Annotated in this window: 18 protein-coding genes; 10 read left to right on the top strand and 8 right to left on the bottom strand. The window is 71.8% G+C overall.

Translation table 11 applies throughout. The features are described 5' to 3' along the window. The first annotated feature begins 32 nt into the window (after window positions 1–32). On the top strand, window positions 33–431 hold the full coding sequence (locus V6M57_RS12600; RefSeq protein WP_332815342.1) for a RidA family protein: 399 nt from the start codon (window positions 33–35) through the stop codon (window positions 429–431). On the opposite strand, the gene V6M57_RS12595 is transcribed toward V6M57_RS12600, so the two are convergent. Continuing rightward, window positions 418–1,332 carry a LysR family transcriptional regulator gene (locus tag V6M57_RS12595; protein ID WP_332815341.1) on the bottom strand — a complete coding sequence of 305 codons (915 nt, stop codon included), beginning with the start codon at window positions 1,330–1,332 and terminating at the stop codon, window positions 418–420. The genes V6M57_RS12600 and V6M57_RS12595 overlap by 14 nt on opposite strands. Window positions 1,333–1,447: 115 nt before the next feature. On the opposite strand from V6M57_RS12595, the gene V6M57_RS12590 reads away from it, so the two are divergent. Continuing rightward, window positions 1,448–2,644, top strand: coding sequence for an acyl-CoA dehydrogenase (locus tag V6M57_RS12590; protein ID WP_332815340.1), 1,197 nt, complete (start codon window positions 1,448–1,450; stop codon window positions 2,642–2,644). Between the two features lie 3 nt (window positions 2,645–2,647). Here the strand turns inward: V6M57_RS12590 and V6M57_RS12585 are convergent, their stop codons facing one another. Beyond that, the gene (locus tag V6M57_RS12585) at window positions 2,648–3,355 is read right to left on the bottom strand and encodes a (2Fe-2S)-binding protein (RefSeq protein ID WP_332815339.1); all 708 of its coding nucleotides are present in this window, start codon (window positions 3,353–3,355) and stop codon (window positions 2,648–2,650) included. A 54-nt stretch (window positions 3,356–3,409) separates the two neighbouring features. After that, entirely contained in the window at window positions 3,410–4,072 is a 663-nt protein-coding gene (locus tag V6M57_RS12580; protein ID WP_332815338.1) for a DUF4919 domain-containing protein, read from the bottom strand. A gap of 135 nt (window positions 4,073–4,207) precedes the next feature. On the opposite strand from V6M57_RS12580, the gene V6M57_RS12575 reads away from it, so the two are divergent. Next, a complete protein-coding gene (locus tag V6M57_RS12575; protein ID WP_332815337.1) occupies window positions 4,208–4,588 on the top strand; it encodes a carboxymuconolactone decarboxylase family protein in 381 nt (126 codons plus the stop codon). A gap of 95 nt (window positions 4,589–4,683) precedes the next feature. Here the strand turns inward: V6M57_RS12575 and V6M57_RS12570 are convergent, their stop codons facing one another. Together V6M57_RS12570 and V6M57_RS12565 are read right to left on the bottom strand one after the other, a co-directional pair. Further along, window positions 4,684–5,382 (bottom strand): SRPBCC family protein, encoded by a 699-nt coding sequence (locus tag V6M57_RS12570; RefSeq protein WP_332815336.1) that lies wholly within the window; start codon window positions 5,380–5,382, stop codon window positions 4,684–4,686. A gap of 290 nt (window positions 5,383–5,672) precedes the next feature. After that, complete coding sequence (locus V6M57_RS12565) at window positions 5,673–5,885, bottom strand: hypothetical protein (RefSeq protein ID WP_332815335.1); 213 nt, start codon at window positions 5,883–5,885, stop codon at window positions 5,673–5,675. Between the two features lie 199 nt (window positions 5,886–6,084). On the opposite strand from V6M57_RS12565, the gene V6M57_RS12560 reads away from it, so the two are divergent. From V6M57_RS12560 to V6M57_RS12545, 4 genes are all read left to right on the top strand, one after another. Then, on the top strand, window positions 6,085–7,320 hold the full coding sequence (locus V6M57_RS12560; RefSeq protein ID WP_332815334.1) for an MFS transporter: 1,236 nt from the start codon (window positions 6,085–6,087) through the stop codon (window positions 7,318–7,320). 48 nt (window positions 7,321–7,368) lie between these two features. Beyond that, entirely contained in the window at window positions 7,369–7,968 is a 600-nt protein-coding gene (locus V6M57_RS12555; RefSeq protein WP_332815333.1) for a DedA family protein, read from the top strand. Between the two features lie 263 nt (window positions 7,969–8,231). Continuing rightward, entirely contained in the window at window positions 8,232–8,654 is a 423-nt protein-coding gene (locus V6M57_RS12550; RefSeq protein ID WP_332815332.1) for a helix-turn-helix domain-containing protein, read from the top strand. A gap of 1 nt (window position 8,655) precedes the next feature. Beyond that, the gene (locus V6M57_RS12545) at window positions 8,656–9,252 is read left to right on the top strand and encodes a DUF2889 domain-containing protein (RefSeq protein ID WP_332815331.1); all 597 of its coding nucleotides are present in this window, start codon (window positions 8,656–8,658) and stop codon (window positions 9,250–9,252) included. Here the strand turns inward: V6M57_RS12545 and V6M57_RS12540 are convergent. Next, window positions 9,218–9,880 (bottom strand): class I SAM-dependent methyltransferase, encoded by a 663-nt coding sequence (locus V6M57_RS12540; RefSeq protein WP_332815330.1) that lies wholly within the window; start codon window positions 9,878–9,880, stop codon window positions 9,218–9,220. The two genes, V6M57_RS12545 and V6M57_RS12540, sit on opposite strands and share 35 nt — an antisense overlap. Before the next feature lie 187 nt (window positions 9,881–10,067). On the opposite strand from V6M57_RS12540, the gene V6M57_RS12535 reads away from it, so the two are divergent. Then, the gene (locus tag V6M57_RS12535) at window positions 10,068–12,095 is read left to right on the top strand and encodes a penicillin-binding protein 1A (protein WP_332815329.1); all 2,028 of its coding nucleotides are present in this window, start codon (window positions 10,068–10,070) and stop codon (window positions 12,093–12,095) included. Window positions 12,096–12,125: 30 nt separating this feature from the next. Here the strand turns inward: V6M57_RS12535 and V6M57_RS12530 are convergent, their stop codons facing one another. Next, complete coding sequence (locus V6M57_RS12530) at window positions 12,126–14,918, bottom strand: cation-translocating P-type ATPase (protein ID WP_332815328.1); 2,793 nt, start codon at window positions 14,916–14,918, stop codon at window positions 12,126–12,128. A 115-nt stretch (window positions 14,919–15,033) separates the two neighbouring features. Further along, window positions 15,034–16,215 (bottom strand): WD40/YVTN/BNR-like repeat-containing protein, encoded by a 1,182-nt coding sequence (locus tag V6M57_RS12525; RefSeq protein ID WP_332815327.1) that lies wholly within the window; start codon window positions 16,213–16,215, stop codon window positions 15,034–15,036. Between the two features lie 277 nt (window positions 16,216–16,492). Here V6M57_RS12525 and trxC point away from each other — a divergent pair, with 277 nt between their 5' ends. Together trxC and V6M57_RS12515 are read left to right on the top strand one after the other, a co-directional pair. Beyond that, window positions 16,493–16,957, top strand: coding sequence for a thioredoxin TrxC (trxC, locus tag V6M57_RS12520; protein ID WP_332815326.1), 465 nt, complete (start codon window positions 16,493–16,495; stop codon window positions 16,955–16,957). A gap of 147 nt (window positions 16,958–17,104) precedes the next feature. After that, window positions 17,105–17,419 (top strand): PilZ domain-containing protein, encoded by a 315-nt coding sequence (locus tag V6M57_RS12515; RefSeq protein WP_332815325.1) that lies wholly within the window; start codon window positions 17,105–17,107, stop codon window positions 17,417–17,419. The last annotated feature ends 44 nt before the right edge of the window (window positions 17,420–17,463 follow it).

Genomic DNA, 17,463 nt, shown 5'->3' with positions numbered 1-17,463 from the left:
CCCTGCCCCCGACCGACCAGGAGAGAAGCGAAATGACCCATCAGGTGGTGCTGCCGGCCGGCTGGCCGCGTCCCAAGGGCTATGCCAATGCGGTGGTCGCCACCGGCCGCCAGCTCTACATCGCGGGCATGATCGGCTGGGATGCCGACCAGCGCTTCCACAGCGACGACTTCGGCGCCCAGGCGCGGCAGGCGCTGCAGAACGTCGCCGACGTGCTGAAGGAAGCGGGCGCCCGGCCGCAGGACATCGTGCGCATGACCTGGTACGTCACCGACAAGCGCGAGTACCTGGCGGCCGGCCGCGCGGTCGGGCAGGCCTTCCGCGACTGCATCGGGCATTACGACATCGCCATGACGGCCGTCGAGGTCAAGGCCCTGATCGAGGACCGCGCCAAGGTCGAGATCGAGGTGACGGCGGTCATCCCCGATTGAGCGCCACGGGCGTGCCCGTCCCGGCGCATTCGTCCAGCAGCCACTGCCTCAGCTCGGCGACCGCCGGACTCTCCACCCGGTCGGCCGGCGTCACCAGGTAGTAGCCGAAGCTCTCCATCGCGTGCGGCACCGGCACGACCAGCCGCCCGGCGGCTTGCTCGGTCGCCACCAGGTAGTCCGGCACCAGCGCGACGCCCAACCCGGCCACCGCTGCCTGCAGCGAAAAGGAGAACAGTTCGTAGCGCGGCCCGGCCAGCGCGTTGACCTCGGCGACCCCGGCCGAGGCGAACCATTCGCGCCAGCCGTACGGGCGCGTGGCCTGCTGCAGGAGCGGCAATTGCGCCAGCCTGCGCGCGGTGACCTTGCGCGCCGGCGCGATCAGTGCCGGGCTGCAGACCGGCACCACCCTCTCGGGCATCAGGAAGGTGGCCTGGGTGCCGGGCCAGGCGCCGGTGCCGGCGTAGATGGCGGCATCCAGCCCGGAGTCCTGGAACAGGAAGGGCCGCGCCCGGCTGGCCAGGTGAACGGTCAGGTCCGGGTTGCGCTCGCGCAGCCCCTGCAGGCGGGGCACCAGCCACTGCGCACCGAAGGTGGGGACCACGCCCAGCTCGATGCTGCCGCCGCGGCCGCGCCGGCCCTGCAGGTCCAGCACCTCGCGTTCCATGTCGTCGAGCGCGCGGGCCACGTGGCGGTAGTACGCGATGCCGGCGTCGGTCAGCGCGATGCCGTGGCGGGTGCGGCGGAACAGGGGCACGCCCAGCAGGTCCTGCAGGGCGGCCACCTGGCGCCCGACGGCGCTCTGGGTCAGCGCCAGCTCGCTGGCGGCAGCGGTGAAGCTCTGGTGGCGCGCTGCCGCCTCGAAGGCGGCCAGCATGGCGGTGCCGGGCAGTTTGCGTCGCATGGGATTCCCTCCAGTTCTGCAATTTTTTCAGAACTGCATGCGAAACCGTTGGTTGCCGTGATGGTCCCAGGGGGCTAAAGTGCCGCGTGTCCCAAGACTTTCCTGCACATCTGAAATGAGCCAAGCCACTCCTTCCAAAGCCAGGGCCGCATTCCACTGGGCCGACCCGCTGCTGCTGGACCAGCAGCTCACCGAGGACGAACGCGCGGTGCGCGATGCCGCCCGCAGCTACTGCCAGGACAAGCTGGCGCCGCGCGTGCTGGAAGCGTTCCGCAGCGAGTCCAGCGATCCGGCCATCTTCCGCGAGATGGGCGAGCTGGGCCTGCTGGGCCCGACCATCCCCGAACAGTACGGTGGCGCCGGCCTCAATTACGTCTGCTACGGCCTGATCGCGCGCGAGGTCGAGCGGGTGGACTCGGGCTACCGCTCCATGATGAGCGTGCAGTCCTCGCTGGTGATGGTGCCGATCTTCGAGTTCGGCAACGAAGCGACCAGGCAGAAGTACCTGCCCAGGCTCGCCACCGGCGAGTGGATCGGCTGCTTCGGCCTGACCGAGCCGAACCACGGCTCCGACCCCGGCAGCATGGTCACGCGCGCCCGCAAGGTCGATGGCGGCTACAAGCTCACCGGCAGCAAGATGTGGATCTCGAACTCGCCGTTCGCCGACGTGTTCGTGGTCTGGGCCAAGGACGACGAGGGCGCGATCCGCGGCTTCGTGCTGGAGAAGGGCTGGAAGGGCCTGTCGGCGCCCAAGATCCACGGCAAGGTCGGCCTGCGCGCCTCCGTCACCGGCGAGATCGTGATGGACGAGGTGTTCTGCCCGGAAGAGAACGCCTTCCCGGAAGTGCGCGGCCTGAAGGGTCCCTTCACCTGCCTGAACTCGGCGCGCTACGGCATCGCCTGGGGCGCGCTGGGCGCCGCCGAGGACTGCTGGCACCGCGCCCGCCAGTACGTGCTGGACCGCAAGCAGTTCGGCAAGCCGCTGGCGGCCAACCAGCTGATCCAGAAGAAGCTGGCCGACATGCAGACCGAGATCACGCTGGGCCTGCAGGGCTGCCTGCGGCTGGGCCGCATGAAGGACGAGGGCACGGCGTCGGTGGAGATCACCTCCATCATGAAGCGCAACTCCTGCGGCAAGTCGCTTGACATCGCCCGCATGGCCCGCGACATGATGGGCGGCAACGGCATCAGCGACGAGTTCGGCGTCGCCCGCCACCTGGTGAACCTGGAAGTCGTGAACACCTACGAGGGCACGCACGACATCCATGCGCTGATCCTCGGCCGCGCCCAGACGGGGATCGCGGCGTTCTGACGCTCAGCACTGGATCGTGTTGCGGCAGAACTGGTCCAGCCGTCGCACCACGGCCTGGCCGCCGACGGGGTTGACTGCACGGGCGCCCACCTCGAGGCTGAGTTTCATCTCGTACTTGCGGAAGAACTCATTGAACAGCTCACCGCCCAGCGTGGCATGGGCGGTGAGGGTGTCGGCCTTCGGATCGTGTGCGAGCAGGACCGCGCACAGCGGCTGTTCGGCGGGGCCGGACAGCACGCGAGCGCCTTGCGCCGGGTCGTACTGGCTGTTCTCCGAGCAGCAATGGATCAACTCGTCGCGCACGCCCTTGGCGGCGCGCGTCTTGCGGAAGCTGATGAAGCTCACCTGGCGGGTCGGATAGACCAGCCGGTGGGCGCAGATCGCGGAGTACGCAACGATGCTGCGCCGCGGACCGACTCCGCCGGGCCACGCGTAGCCGTCGCCGTCCTTGGTGGCGAGCGTCGCCGGAGCAGCCGCCTTGCCCAGGTCCAGCAGGAACACCGGCGTCGCCTCGAAGGGGTAGTGGAAGACGTAGTTGGTCAGCGGCGCCAGGCCGGCTGCCCGGATCGGACGCTGCTGCTCGTCGACCAGCAGTGCCGCCGGGTACGCCTTGGGCCGGGCATCATCCGCCCAGGCCGCCGGCAGCGCCGCCGCCGCCGAGACGCAACCCAGCCGGGCGGCACAGGACTCGATGAAGCTGCGGCGGTCCATGCGGATCTCCTTGCGGCGACGGGCGTGGCCGCAGGGTACTACATCCAGACCGTTTCATTGCGCGACTGCGCGGTCCGGATCCACTCTACGGGGCACCGGGCCCCGACTGCGATCCGGATCGAAGCCGCCCAGCATGTCCGCATGCCGGCCGAAGAGGGCAGTCACGTTGAAGTAGCGCTCGAGTTGCCGGCCCTGCTCGTCGCGCACGGTCATCACGTCATAGTGCTGCCCATCGATCTGCTTCAATGACTGCCGTTCCGGCTTGAGCTTCTTCTCGCGCAGCCAGTCGTACTCTTCCTCGAGCAGGATGACATGGACGGCCGTGGCGGGGCCGAGCCCATCACCGCTGTGGGCGATGGCCTGCTGGACGCCGAAGATCAGCCCCCTCGTGTCGATCTGTCGCGCCGTGTCCCCGGTGTGGCCCAGCAGCAGGCTGTACATCCTCAGCAGCTTCGGCGTCGGTATGTCCTCTATCGGTCGCCGTTTCTCCAGTTCGCGCAAGGCCGCGAGGGCCTGCGCCGGCTGGCCCGCCGCGAACAGCCGGGCGGCTTCCGTCCAGGCGCCCTGGACGGCCTCGACCAGTTCGCCGTAGACGAAGCTGCGGTCCTGCAGGAACTTCGCGCGCTTCTCGCGGGCGAGTGCCAGCCAGCCCAGCTCCTGCTCGCGCATCTGCCGGACGTCGAGCGGCGCATAGCGGTCGACGGCGCGGCTGGCCATCTCGCGGGTCCGCGGGGCGGAGCTGGAGGCATGCTAAGCCGCGGCCGCTGCTGCCCGCCCAGCCGTCGTCGTCCAACCGGACGAGGCCGTTAGGATGGGCCCATCCTCGACCCGTACCCAAAGGACCCCCGACCCATGAAGCTTCCGCAAGACCCCCAGTTCCAGGCCGGCCTGGCCACCCGCCGCAAGGTCCTCGGCGACGACTACGTGCAGGGCTCGCTGGACAAGGCCACCGACTTCACCGCGCCCCTGCAGGAGTTCGTCACGCGCAACGCCTGGGGCAACACCTGGCAAAGGGGAGGCATCGACCTGCGCACGCGCAGCATCGTGACGCTCTCGCTGCTGCTGGCGCGCGGGCAGATGCACGAGTTCAGGATCCACGTGCGCGGCGCCCTCAACAACGGCGTGACGCCGGCGGAACTGCAGGAAATCATCCTGCACGCGGGCGTCTACTGCGGCGCGCCCACGGCGGTGGACGGCTTCCGCACCGCCGCCGAGGTGCTCGAGAAGGCGTGAGCCGGCAGGCGTCGCGCGCACGGCGCGACAGCCGCCTCGAGGCCGGGAGCCGGGGCCGGGAAGCCGGAAACCCCGCTTCCGGCCTGCGATCGCCCTCAGTGCTGCGTGACCGTGCCGCGCCAGCCGCCGGTCTCGGCGCCGCGCGCCTCCACCAGTTCCTTGAAGCGCTGCAGGTTGCCCTTGGCCGTGATCCTGACGCCGCCGACGGCATCGCCCATCTTTTCGGCCAGCGATTCGGGCCGGTAGTCCATCTGCATCCGCACGCGGGTGCGGTTCTCGCCGATCCTGTCGAAGGTGACCACGCCGGCGTTCATGGGGCCGCTGGTGCTGCGCCAGGCGATGCGCTGGTCCGGAATCTGCTCGGTGATCTCGGCGTCCCACTCCTTGGTCTTGCCGGCCACCACGGCCTTCCAGTGCAGGTGGGTGTCGTCGATCTGCCGCACTTCCTGCACGCTGGCCATGAAGCGCGGGAACTGCTCGAACTGGGTCCACTGGTTGTAGGCGGTGCTCACGGGCACGTCGAGTTCGATCGACTCCTCGATGGTGGACAGCGAATAGCCGTGCTGCCCCTTGCGCATCCGCCTGGACAGCAGCATGCCCCCCAGCGCCACCGCCGCAGCGGCGGCCAGCAGCGTGCCCGTGTGGTGGCTGCGCCCGTGCACAGGCCCCTCCGACCAGCCGTCGGCGTAACCGTCTTCGAAGGCGGGCTCGTGGGTATGCCGGTGACGCATCCGGTTCGACAGCAGCAGGCCGCCGGCCGTGAGCGCGGCGATGGTGGGGAGGTTGGCTCGCATGGATGGGGTCCTTCTGGGCATTGTGGAATGGGGGCAGCGCCATGGCTGCAGATACTCGGGGTACCTGCAGCCGATGCTGGCAAGCGGCGCGTGCGCCGTGGGCAACAGAGTGCAAACCGCGGAGCTGGCGAGGAATCGGTGCGCCCCGCCCGGGCCGTGCGCAGGGGGAGCGCTGCGGCGTGCGGCCGCGATCCTGCCGCTCGCCCGGCAGGGCACCGAGAACTTACAGGACGATTCGCAACGAAGCGCACGGCTGCGCTTGCGGCGCCGGCGCGCCGCCCGTGGACGGCCTACTCCAGCGGTGCAGGGCGGGACCTGCGCGATTGCCGCAGGTAGGGTCCGACGCTGTCGGCGCCCTCACCGCTGCGCTGCCCGGGCGGGGCCAGCCCGTCCGCGTCGCGCGAGCGGGAGGCCAGCTTGCCCATGAGTTGGCGCACCAGACCGCTGACGGTGCCCTTGGTCGGGGTGGGCGGCGCATCCGCGCCCCAGCGCTTGTGTTTCATGTCGGACCCCCGCGTTCCGGTTCTGTTGCGAAGGATCAGCTTCGCCGCGCCGGCGGCACCAATCAAGAACCGCCAGGCAACAAAGCCGAGCAAAGGTAACGGCCGGGCCGATGGCCGGAGCCGTCCGGTGCCCGAGCGGCGGCAAGCACAATCGTGGCCACCCCCGGGCACGGCACGGACCCGGGGCCAGTATCCGCCCATGAAACCCTCGCAAACCCTTGCCGGTCCGGCCGCAGCGCCCGCTCCCGCCGCCGCGGCCGAGCCGCCGCGGCGCATCCTGCCCGTGATCGTGGGCGCGCAGTTCGCCGGCTCCTCGCTGTGGTTCGCGGTCAATGCCGTGATGCCCGACCTGCAGCGTGCCTGGGGGTTGCCGGGTGCGGCCGTGGGCTCCCTCTCGTCGGCCGTGCAGCTGGGGTTCGTGGCCGGCACCCTGGTGTTCGCGCTGGCCATGGTGGCCGACCGCTTCCCGCCCACCCGCGTGTTCCTGGCCTGCTCGCTGCTGGGCGCGGCAGCCAATGCCGCCATCGTCCTGGCCGATGGCAGCCTGAGCGTGCTGCTGGCGCTGCGCTTCGCGGTCGGATTCCTGCTGGCCGGGATCTATCCGGTCGGCATGAAGATCTCCGCGGCCTGGTTCCGCGAACGGCTCGGCGCGGTGCTGGGCGTGCTCGTGGGTGCCCTGGTGCTGGGCACGGCGCTGCCGCACGGCCTGCGCGCGCTGGCCGGCATGGGTGGGCCCGGCGACGTGCCCTGGCAGGCGGTGGTGCTGGGGGTCTCGGCGCTGGCTGCGCTGGGGGGCCTGGCGACGGCGGCATGGGTGCCCGACCGGCCCGTGCCGCCGGGGGCGCGCATCACGCCGCGGGCGCTCGGGGCCATCTGGAGCGACCGGCGCCTGCGTGCTTCCGTGTTCGGCTACTTCGGCCACATGTGGGAGCTGTACGCGTTCATCGTGCTGGTGCCGGCCATCGCCGCCGTTCGCCTGGCCGACGACCGCATGGTGAGCGCGCTCTCGTTCTGGGCGATCGCCGCCGGGTTCGTGGGCTGCGTAGGCGGCGCCATGGCGGTTCGATCCGTCGGCAGCGCGTGGGTGGCCGAGGCCCAGCTGGCTACCAGCGCCGCGTGCTGCCTGCTGGCCCCGCTGATGCTGGCTGCGCCACTGCCCGTGTTCGTCGCCTGGTTGATGGTGTGGGGCGCCACGGTGTCGGGCGACTCGCCGCAGTTTTCCGCGCTGACCGGCCGGAACGCCGCGCCGCCGGTGGTCGGCAGCGTGCTGACCCTGGCCAATTGCATCGGTTTCGCCATCTCGGTGGTGAGCATCGAGGTCTTCGTCGCCGCCGCCCAGTCGCGCCCCATGGAACAGGTGCTGCCCTGGATGGCGCTGGGCCCCCTGGCCGGCCTCTGGATGATGAGGCCGCTGCTGCGGCGCAAGCCGCACTGAGTCGCCGCGGCCGGCCCGGACACGCCCATGGGCTTCATGGATTCCCTGATGGCGCTGCTGCACTCGCTGCAGGGTGCGCCCGCGTACCTGCTGTTGTTCGGGGTCCTGGTCGGCAGCGGCGTGGGACTGCCGGTCAACGAAGACCTGCTGCTGGTCGGCGCCGCCGCGCTGACCCTGCGGCACGTGATGGAGCCGGTGCCGCTGGTGGCGGTGGCCTGGTGCGGCGTGCTGTGCGCCGACGGGCTGATCTTCCACTGGGGCCGGCGCTTCGGACCGCAGTTGCTGCGCCACCGCCTGACGGCGAAGGCGTTGCCGCCCCGGAGGGTGGACGCGATGCAGCGCGCCCTGCAGCGCTGGGGCCCGGCCTACATCTTCGTCGTGCGCTTCATGCCGGGCGTGCGCACCGCGCTGCTGTTCGCGGCCGGATCCATGCAGGTCCGCTATCGCCACTTCTTCCTGTTCGACGGCGCCGCCGCGCTGGTGGAGCTGCCGCTGCTGGTCTGGGCCGTGCGCCAGGTGGGCGGCCGCTGGGAGGAGATCCTCGCGCTGGTGCAGCGCTGGCAGGGCATCCTGCTGCCGCTCGTGCTCGCGCTGGCGGTGGGGGCCTGGCTGGCGGTTCGCTGGCGCAGCCGCCGCCGCGGCGGATGAGGGCGCGGCCCCTTCGACGCCCGGAACTACCCGTGCCCACCTCGCAGGTGGACGTGCGCAGCGGGCAGGGGAAGCCGGTCCTGCGCGCGATGGTTGGCTGGCGGTCGTGGTTGCCGGTATACGGTTGCGCCGACCCCGCGCGCCGCCCTTGCAAACTTCCGGCCGGCCGCTGCGGCTAAGATGCGGACCTGGGGGGCGACCGGCCCGGCAGCGGAACGCGGCGTCGACCGCGGCGCCGCCACATACAACAGGCACAACGTTCCATGGCGAATATCGGCACCGTCCTGAAAGAAGAAATCGCGCGCGTTGCCCGCAAGCAGCAGCGCGCCGAACTGGCCCACCTGAAGAAGTCGGTGGCGCAGTACCGCAGCCAGATCGCGCAACTCAAGCGCCGCATGCAGGCGCTCGAACAGCAGGTGCGCAAACAGGCGCGCAGCGCCGGCCGCGCGCCGGCCGTGCAGGAGGACGAGGGGCCGTCGCTGCGCTTTTCCGCCAAGGGCCTGGCTGCGCAGCGCCAGCGCCTGGGGCTGTCGGCTGCTTCGGTGGCCAAGATCCTGGGGGTGTCGGCGTTGTCGGTCTACAAGTGGGAGAGCGGCAAGACCCGGCCGCGCGCCCGGCAGCTGGAAGCGATCGCATCGCTGCGCAAGATGGGCAAGCGCGAAGCGATGGCGCGGCTGGCCGCCTGAGATGCCCTTGCCCGAACCGGCCCCGCGCCGGCACCTGCACACCCGCGCCGTCAGCTACCGGGGTTTCCTGCGCGAGGATGGCCTGTGGGACATCGAAGGCGAGCTGTCCGACACCAAGACCTACGGGTTCCAGCGCTCCGACGGCACCGACATGCCGCCGGGCCGCCCCATCCACCACATGAGCATCCGCGTCACGGTGGACGAGTCCATGACCATCCGGGCGATCGCCGTGGCCATGGACCATACGCCCTTCGGCGAGTGCCTCCAGGGCGAGGACCCGATGCAGCGCATGGTCGGCGCGCGGCTCGGCCCCGGCTGGCGGCAGTCGATCGAGAAGGCGCTGGGCGGCTTGCGCGGCTGCACCCACCTGCGCGAACTGCTCTTCAACATGGCGACGGCCGCTTACCAGACCATCTTTCCGTGGCGCGAGCGCGAGCGTCGGCTGGCCGGCCAGGCCAGCGAAGCCGTGACCGAGCCGCCCTACCACCTGGGCCGGTGCATCGCGTGGGATCCGAATGGCGCCGTGACGGCGCGCTACTACCCGCAGTTCTTCGGCCGGCCGCTCAAGCCGCTGCGGCCGAAGGACCCCCCGGCTTGACCCAGGTGAACACCCGCACCGGCGGGACGTTGACCCATTCCCAGCGCCTGTCCGGCGCGCCGAGGTAGGGCGATGCGAATCCCGCCACGTGCGCGCGGACCTGGTAGGCCACGAAGCGCCCGCCCGGGCGCAGCACCTGCGACACCGCCGCGGCGATGCGGTCCGACACGTCCGGCGGCATGGTGGAGAACGGGATGCCCGAGACGATGGCGTCGGGGGCCGGCAGGCGGCGCGTGGCCAGGAACCCGGCCAGGCGCTCGGCGCTGCCCAGTTCCAGCAGCAGCCGCGGATCGTGCAGCGACGCGCGCAAATGGGCGTGGAAGGCCGGGTCCAGCTCGATCGCCAGCAGCCGCGCGCCCGGCGCCAGGGCCTGCAGGAAGGCCGCGGTGGTGCCGCCGGTGCCCGGGCCGAGCTCGACCACGGTGCGCGCCTGCGGGATGGCCGCGCTGCGCACCAGCCGCTGCTCCAGCCGGTGCGAACTCGGGACCACCGAGCCGACCTGGGCCGGATGGCGCAGGAAGCCACGCAGGAATTCGATCCGGTCGCGCCTTGCACCCGAGGGGGCCGGGCCGGCAGGCAGCACGTTGGAACCGGCCGCCTGGCCGGCGCGGGGTTCGGGAGGCGCCATGGGTCGTGTTGGAGTTGTCGTGGGGTTGCGGCGATTCTGGTGGTGCGGCGCAGCCATCGTTGTCGGACAGGGTCGACAAGGCTGCCTTCGGTCTGGCCCGCCGTCAAGGGGCCGCCCGTGCGCCGCGGGGCCCCCGGGAGGCTTCGGTCCTACAGCCGCCCGGGGCCGCAGGCCCTAGATTCGGACGATGAACCCGGCCATGCGGCAGGGGCTCGAGGCCGTCGCCTCCCGGCTGCGGGCCGGCGCGCACCACCTGCGGCGACACCCCTGGCGGGCGGCGCTGCTGCCGCCTGCGCTGGCGTTGCTCTACGTGCTGCTGCTGGTGCCCTTCACCCCGGGCATCGCCAACCTGCGCAAGGCCAAGGTCGAGGCACCGGCGGTGCTGGTGTCCGCCGATGGCGTGGTGCTGGCGCGCTACCAGCGCGTGCACCGCGAGTGGGTGCCGCTGGAGCGGGTGGCGCCGGCCGTGGTGCAGGCGCTCATCGCGACCGAGGACCATCGCTTCTGGGAGCACCACGGCATCGACCTGTACCGCACCGCCGGCGCGCTGTGGCACACGCTGCAGGGCGATCGCCAGGGCGGCTCCACGATCACGCAGCAACTGGCTCGCAACCTGTACCCCGAGGAGATCGGCCGCTCGCCCACGCTGCACCGCAAGGTCAAGGAGGCGATCACCGCGCTGAAGATCGAAGCGGTGTACAGCAAGCAGGAGATCCTGGAGACCTACCTCAACACGGTCCCGTTCCTCTACAACGCGTTCGGCATCGAGATGGCCGCGCGCACCTACTTCGACAAGCCGGCGAGCGAGCTGGACCTGCTGGAGAGCGCCACCCTGATCGGCATGCTCAAGGGCACCAGCTACTACAACCCGGTGCTCAACCCCGACCGGGCGCGCGAGCGCCGCAACGTCGTGCTGGCCCAGCTGGCGCGCCGCGGCAAGCTGCCCGACCAGCGCGCGCAGGAGCTGGCGAAGCGGCCGCTGCGCATCGACTTCGAGCGCCAGCAGGAGCCGCTCGGGCCGGCGCCGCACGCCGCGCAGCAGGTGCGCAAGTGGCTGATCGCCTGGGCCGACCGCAACGGCTACGACATCCACTCCGACGGGCTGGTGGTGCGCAGCACGCTGGACACCCGGCTGCAGAAGGCCGCCAACCAGGCCGTGGCGCGCCAGCTCGCGCAGCTGCAGCCGCTGGCCGACCGGCGGCGCAGGGCCGGGCAGGACCGGGAGCTGCTGCAGGCCGGCTTCATGGCGATGGACCCGCGCAACGGCCATGTGCTGGCCTGGGTGGGCAGCAGCGACTTCAGGGTCGACCAGTTCGACCACGTCAACCGGGCCCGGCGGCAACCCGGATCGACCTTCAAGCCCTTCGTCTACGCGGCGGCGTTCATGGAGGGCTGGAAGCCCAGCGACACGCTGGTGGACCAGCCGGTCGGGCTGCAGGGCGAGGATGGCGAAACCTGGAGCCCGCGCGACGCGACCCCGCCGACCAACCGGCCCTGGACCCTGCGCGAGGGCCTGGTGCAGTCGCGCAACTCGATCACGGCGCAGCTGATGGCCCGCGTCGGGCCGCAGAAGGTGGCGCGGGTGGCGCGGGCCATGGGCGTGCTCGACAGCGAGCTGCAGGCGGTGCCCTCGCTGGCGCTGGGCACCAGCCCGGTCACGCTGCGCGAAATGGTGTCCGGCTACGCCACGCTGGCCAACAACGGGCGCTGGATGGACCCGCTGCTGGTGCTGCGCATCGAGGATGCCAGTGGCAAGGTGCTCGATGCCTTCGTGCCCCCGCGCTCGCAGGAGGCGATGTCCAAGGCGCGCGCGCTGGCGCTGGTCAACGTCATGCGCGGCGTCGTGGACGAGGGCACGGGCAGCGCGATCCGCACCCGCTACGGCATCCAGGCCGACGTGGCCGGCAAGACGGGCACCACCCAGGACAACACCGACGCCTGGTTCATCCTGATGCACCCGCAGCTGGTGGCCGGCGCATGGGTGGGCTTCAACGATGCCCGCGTCACCATGGCCGACAGCTGGGGCACCGGAGCGCGCGCCGCGTTGCCCATGGTGGGCGACTTCTTCCAGCAGTCGCTGGGCCGCAAGTGGATCGATGGCGGTGCCGAATGGGACATCCCGCGGCCGCGGCCCAAGCCCAGGCAAGCGCCGCGCGACCCGATCGGGGAGCTGGTCAACGACGTGATCGACCGGATCTTCAAGATCCTGCAGTGACGCGCGGCGGCCCGCCGGCGGGCGGGGCTTTCAGCCCCGTGACCGCAGCAGCCCTTTGCGCAACTCGCCGAACCACAGCACGCTGCTGCCCATGGCGGCGCACACCGCCCATTGCCCGGGCGAGAGCGGAACCGTGCCGAAAGCCGCGTTGAGCATGCCCAGGTGCACCACCGCCACCTGCAGCGCCAGCGACAGCCCGATCGCGGCCCACAGCCAGCCGTTGGTGAACAGGTGGCGGAACGCACTGGCCGTTTCCGAGCGGGCGTTGAAGCAGTTGAACAGCTGTGCGAACACCAGCACCGTGAAGCCGGCCGTGCGGGCGCTGTCCAGCCGCTGCGTACCCTCGATCAGCCCGCCCGGCAGGTACAGGTCGATCGTCAGCAGCGTGGCCAGCGCCATCACCAGCCCGGTCTCGATCACCCCGCGCCACATGCGGGCGTCGATGGCGCGCTCCCCGCGCCGGCGCGGCGGACGGGCCATCAGGTCGGCGGTGGGCGGATCGACGCCGATCGCCAGCGCCGGGCCCGAATCGGTGATCAGGTTGATCCACAGGATCTGCGTGGCCAGCAGCGGCAACACCAGCGCGCCGCCCGGCCCCTGCGGCTGCAGCCCGATCACGCCGGCGCCGACCACGCCGAGGAACACCGTCAGCACCTCGCCCATGTTGGACGACAGCAGGTAGCGCAGGAACTTGCGGATGTTGTCGAAGATGGCGCGCCCCTGCCGCACCGCCTCGACGATGGTGGCGAAGTTGTCGTCGGCCAGGATCATCCGCGCCGCCTCCTTGCTCACCTCGGTGCCGGTGAGGCCCATGGCGATGCCGATGTCGGCGGCCTTCAGCGCGGGGGCGTCGTTGACGCCGTCCCCGGTCATGGCGACCACGGCGCCGGCGGCCTGCAGCGCGTGCACGATGCGCAGCTTGTGCGCCGGGGCGACCCGCGCATACACCGACACCTCGCGCACGGCCCTGGCCAGGCCCGGCTCGTCCAGCGCATCGAGACCGGCGCCGGTCAGTGCGGGTGCGCCGGGCTCCACGATGCCGAGGTCGGCCGCGATCCGCGCCGCCGTTCCCGGGTGGTCGCCCGTGATCATCAGCACCCGGATGCCGGCGCGCCGCGCCTCCCGGATGGCCTGTGCGGCCTCCTCGCGCGGCGGGTCGATGATGCCGACCGTGCCGGCGAAGACCAGGTCCTGCTCCGCCGCCGTCGCCGGGTCCTCGCCCTGCGCCAGCGGCCGGTAGGCCACGGCCAGGGTGCGCAACGCGGCGTCCGACAGCTGCGCGACGTCGGCCAGGGCGCGCGCCCGCTGCGTGTCGTCGAAGGGCAGCGTCTGCGTGCCGACGCGCACCCGGGTGCAGCGGCCGATCAGCACGTCGGGCGCGCCCTTGGTGACCAGCACCAGGGCATCGCCGTGCTCGTGGTCGCGCTCGACCGAGGACATCAGCTTGCGTTCGGAGCTGAACGGGATCTCCGCCACCCGCTCGAAGCGCCGCTGCCGCCGCTCGTGCACCCCCAGCTTGCGCTCGGCCACCAGGAAGGCCGCCTCGGTCGGGTCGCCCTGGATCTCCCAACGGCCGCCTTCCGCCTGGCGCAGATGCGCATTGCCGGCGAGGCTGCCGCCGCCGAGCACCACGGCCTGCTCCGCATGCACCGGCCCGGCCGCCAGGGCGGCGCCGCCGAGTTGCACCTGCCCTTCGGGCGCGTAGCCGGCGCCGGTCACGGTGGTGCCGCCGGACGCCGTGCACACCCGCTGGATGGTCATCTCGGCACGGGTGAGCGTGCCCGTCTTGTCCGAGCAGATCACCGAGGCCGAACCCAGCGTCTCGACCGAGGACAGCCTCCTGACCACCGCCCGGTGTGCCGCCATGCGCTGCACGCCCAGCGCCAGCACCACCGACAGGATGGCCGGCAGGCCTTCGGGCACCGCCGCCACCGCCAGCGAGACACCCAGCAGCAGCACGGCGATCACGTCGGCGGGACCACGGGCGTCGGACAGCAGCAGGACGGTGGCCACCACCACGACGGCAATGGCGCAGACGGCGACCGCCAGCATCCGGCCGATGCGGGCGACCTCCTCCTGCAGGGGCGTCGGCTCCTCGCCGGTGGACTCCAGCATCTGCGCGATGGCGCCCATCTCGGTGCGCATGCCGGTGGCGGTGACCACGGCCCGGGCATTGCCCTGCGCCACCGCGGTGCCCTTGAACACCATGCAGCGCCGGTCGCCCAGCGGAGCCGGGGCGGCCAGCGGGGCGGGGTCCTTCAGCACGGCGGCGCTCTCGCCGGTGAGCGAAGCTTCCTGCACGCGCAGGCCGGCGGCCTGCAGCAGCCGTGCATCGGCGCCGACCGCGTCACCCTCGGCGAGCAGGAGCAGGTCGCCGGGAACCAGCTGCTCGCTCGGGATGCGCTGCCGGCGGCCCTCGCGAAGCACCAGGGAGGTGGCGGCCGTCATGCGGGCGAGGGCGGCCACGGCGCGCTCGGCCTTGCTCTCCTGGGCGAAACCGAGCAGCGCGTTGAAGACCATCACCGCCGCGATGACGACGGCGTCCATCGGCCAGCCGCGGCGGCCTTCGGCCATCCAGGCGGCGAGCGCCACCGCCAGCGCGCCCAGCAGCAGGTACACCAGCGGGTCCCGGAACTGCGCCAGCAGGCGGCGCCAGGGCGTGGGCGGCGGCCGCCCGCGCAGCGCATTGGGGCCGTGCTGCGCGAGCCTGCGTCCGGCCTCGGCGGCGGTCAGCCCCTGCGACAGGTCGGCCCCGACCGCCAGCGCCACCTGGCCGGCGTCGAGCAGGGAAGGGTCCTGGCCCGAATCGGGGCTGGCGGTCATCGGTGTCCAGTCGCCATCCGGCCATCTTGGCACAGGCACTGGCGCGCGGGCGGCAAGAAAAAACCGGGCCTGGCGGCCCGGTCCGGTCTCCCTCCCTGAAGGGCGACAGCTGTCGTTACTGCGGGCGGCTGCCCGTGGACAACACGATCGGGCCGCTGATGTTGGAGTCGAAGCGTCCGATGGCGGCCGCCATGCGGGTGGCATCGGCGGACATCGTGATGGTGCGCCAGTAGGCATCCGCCACCGGCGTGCCGCCCACGCTCACGGCGACCGGCGCGAAGGTGGTGCCGCCGTTGGTGGACATCAGGATCTGGCCGGCGCCGGCGGCGGCCGGGTCGTTGGTGGAGTGGGTGACGGCGATCACGCCGCCGTCGGCCGACATGGCGATCCCGGTGTAGTCCGCGACCAGGGCGTGCGCCTGCGTGAAGGTCGCGCCCCGGTCCTTGGACACGTAGATGCCGTCGCCCGAGTCGCCGCCGAAGGCGTTCGCGGCCATCACGATCGTGTTGCCGTCGCCGGACACCTTCACCCGGTACCAGTTCTGGTTGGTCACGGCGACCGGTGGCGTGCCCACTGTCACCGGAAGGATCGCCCAGTCCATGCCGCCATTGGTCGAGATGTAGGCGGCCGGGTCCTGCCCCACGGCAACCATGACCTGTCCGTTGCTCGAGCTATCGACGGCGCGCCAGCCGGCGTTCGGGGCAGCCGTCGTCGGCGTGACCCAGGTGACTGCGCCGGCGGCATCGATGGTGCCGACCAGCACCGGGCCGCCCATGGTCACTGCGGCGACGCGCGTGCCGTCCTGCGACAGCGTGACCCCCTCGAAGGCCGGAGGAGGCGTCACCGGCAGCGTGACGGGCGTGAAGGTGGCGCCCCGGTCGTTCGACAGCACCATCGTGCCGCCCAGCGTGACCGCGACGATCCGGTTGCCGTTGCCCGACACGTCGGAGGCGATCCAGATTCCCGCGCCCAGGGCGGTCTGCTCGGTCCAGGTCTGGCCGCCGTCGGTGGACAGGCTCAGCATGCTGTTGTTGAAGGTGGCCGCCTCGGCCTGCCCGGCCACGATGACCTGGCCGTCGTCGCTGGACGAGAGCGAGTGCCACACGTCCAGCGGTCCGGGCGCAGTCCAGTTCAGGCCGAGCGCCGGTGCCGGCGCCGGTGCGGGCGCCGGAGCCGGCGCCGGCGCGGGTGCCGGGGCGGGCGCGCCACCCGCAGCCGGGGCAGGCGCGGCAGCGATCTCGTCGTCACCGCCCCCGCCACAGGCAGTGAGCCACAGCGCGGCCACAGCGGCCGTCACCACGACTCGCGTTTTCGTTGATCCCTTGAACATCTGGTGCCTCCAAGTTGCGTTGATGACGCGGTCGATACACGTCGAAACGAATGGTCGTGGCGTGCCTATGGCCGCGCTTGCCGGTTTGGAGCGTGTGCGTGTAGGAGAACTCCGTGCCGAAAACTCTGCCGATTGCAAGTTGTTTCGGCGCGGGGCCCGACCGAGCCATTGACGCTGCCCCAGTGCGCCCGCGGGCGCCGCGGCAGCGGCTTGCAATGGGCGGCCGCCGCCCCATGTGCAGCGCATGAACGAACCGCTGCACGTCGTCTGTCCTTCCTGCGGGGCCACCAATCGCGTCCGCTCCGGCGACCTGGGGCGTTCGCCGGACTGTGGCCAGTGCAAGCAGCCGCTGTTCCGGGGCCGGCCGGTCGAACTCGACGAGGCCGGCTTCGACCGCCAGGTGCAGCGCAGCCAGGTCCCGGTGCTGGTCGACTTCTGGGCACCCTGGTGCGGACCCTGCCGGATGATGGCGCCCGCCTACGAGCGCGCTGCGCAGCTGCTGGAGCCGCACATGCGCGTGACCAAGGTCGATACCGAACAGGCACAGGCCCTGGCCGCGCGGCTCGGCATCCGCAGCATCCCGACCCTGGCGCTCTTCGTCGCCGGCCGCGAGGTGGCGCGGCAGCCGGGCGCGCTGACCCGGGCCGACGACATCGCCCGCTGGGCCCGGGCCCACGCGGCATCGAACCCGGCCGGCCAGCCCATCTGAACGGTCGCGCGCGAGCGCGGCTGCGGCGGCGCGCGCACAGCGGGTTGCCCGCGACGACAGCTTGTTACGACTCCCTCCTACACGCCGGCCGGCGGCGGCGTGCCTACGCTCACCCATCGCGCAGCCGAGCGCACGGGAGAGATGCGAATGCGGGATGCACAGCCAGTCCAGCGGGCCGCCGAGCGCTTCGGGCTGGCGCTGCCCATCACCATGGAAGGCGAGGAATGCGCCAGCCACGACATCAGCGCGACCGGCGTGCTGCTGGAGTGCCCTGCGGCACCCGACCTGGGTGCCTCGGTGTCGCTGACGCTGCAGTACCGCGCCGAGGGCCAGGACTTCTGCCTGGACTGCCGCGGCGAAGTGGTGCGGGTGGAGCGCCACGGCGACACCTACAACATCGCGGTGCGCCTGTCCGAGCCCCTGTTTGCGGGCGCGGTGCCGCAGGAAGGCGGAACGGGCTGACGCCGGCAGGCAGGGTCGGGCCGCGGCGGGCGGCCCAGGGAGAG

The organism is Ramlibacter sp. (assembly GCF_036676645.1).
Taxonomy (GTDB): Bacteria; Pseudomonadota; Gammaproteobacteria; order Burkholderiales; family Burkholderiaceae_C; genus Ramlibacter.
The sequence above is the reverse complement of the archived record's forward strand: the minus strand, read 5'-3'. Positions and strand labels throughout refer to the sequence as shown.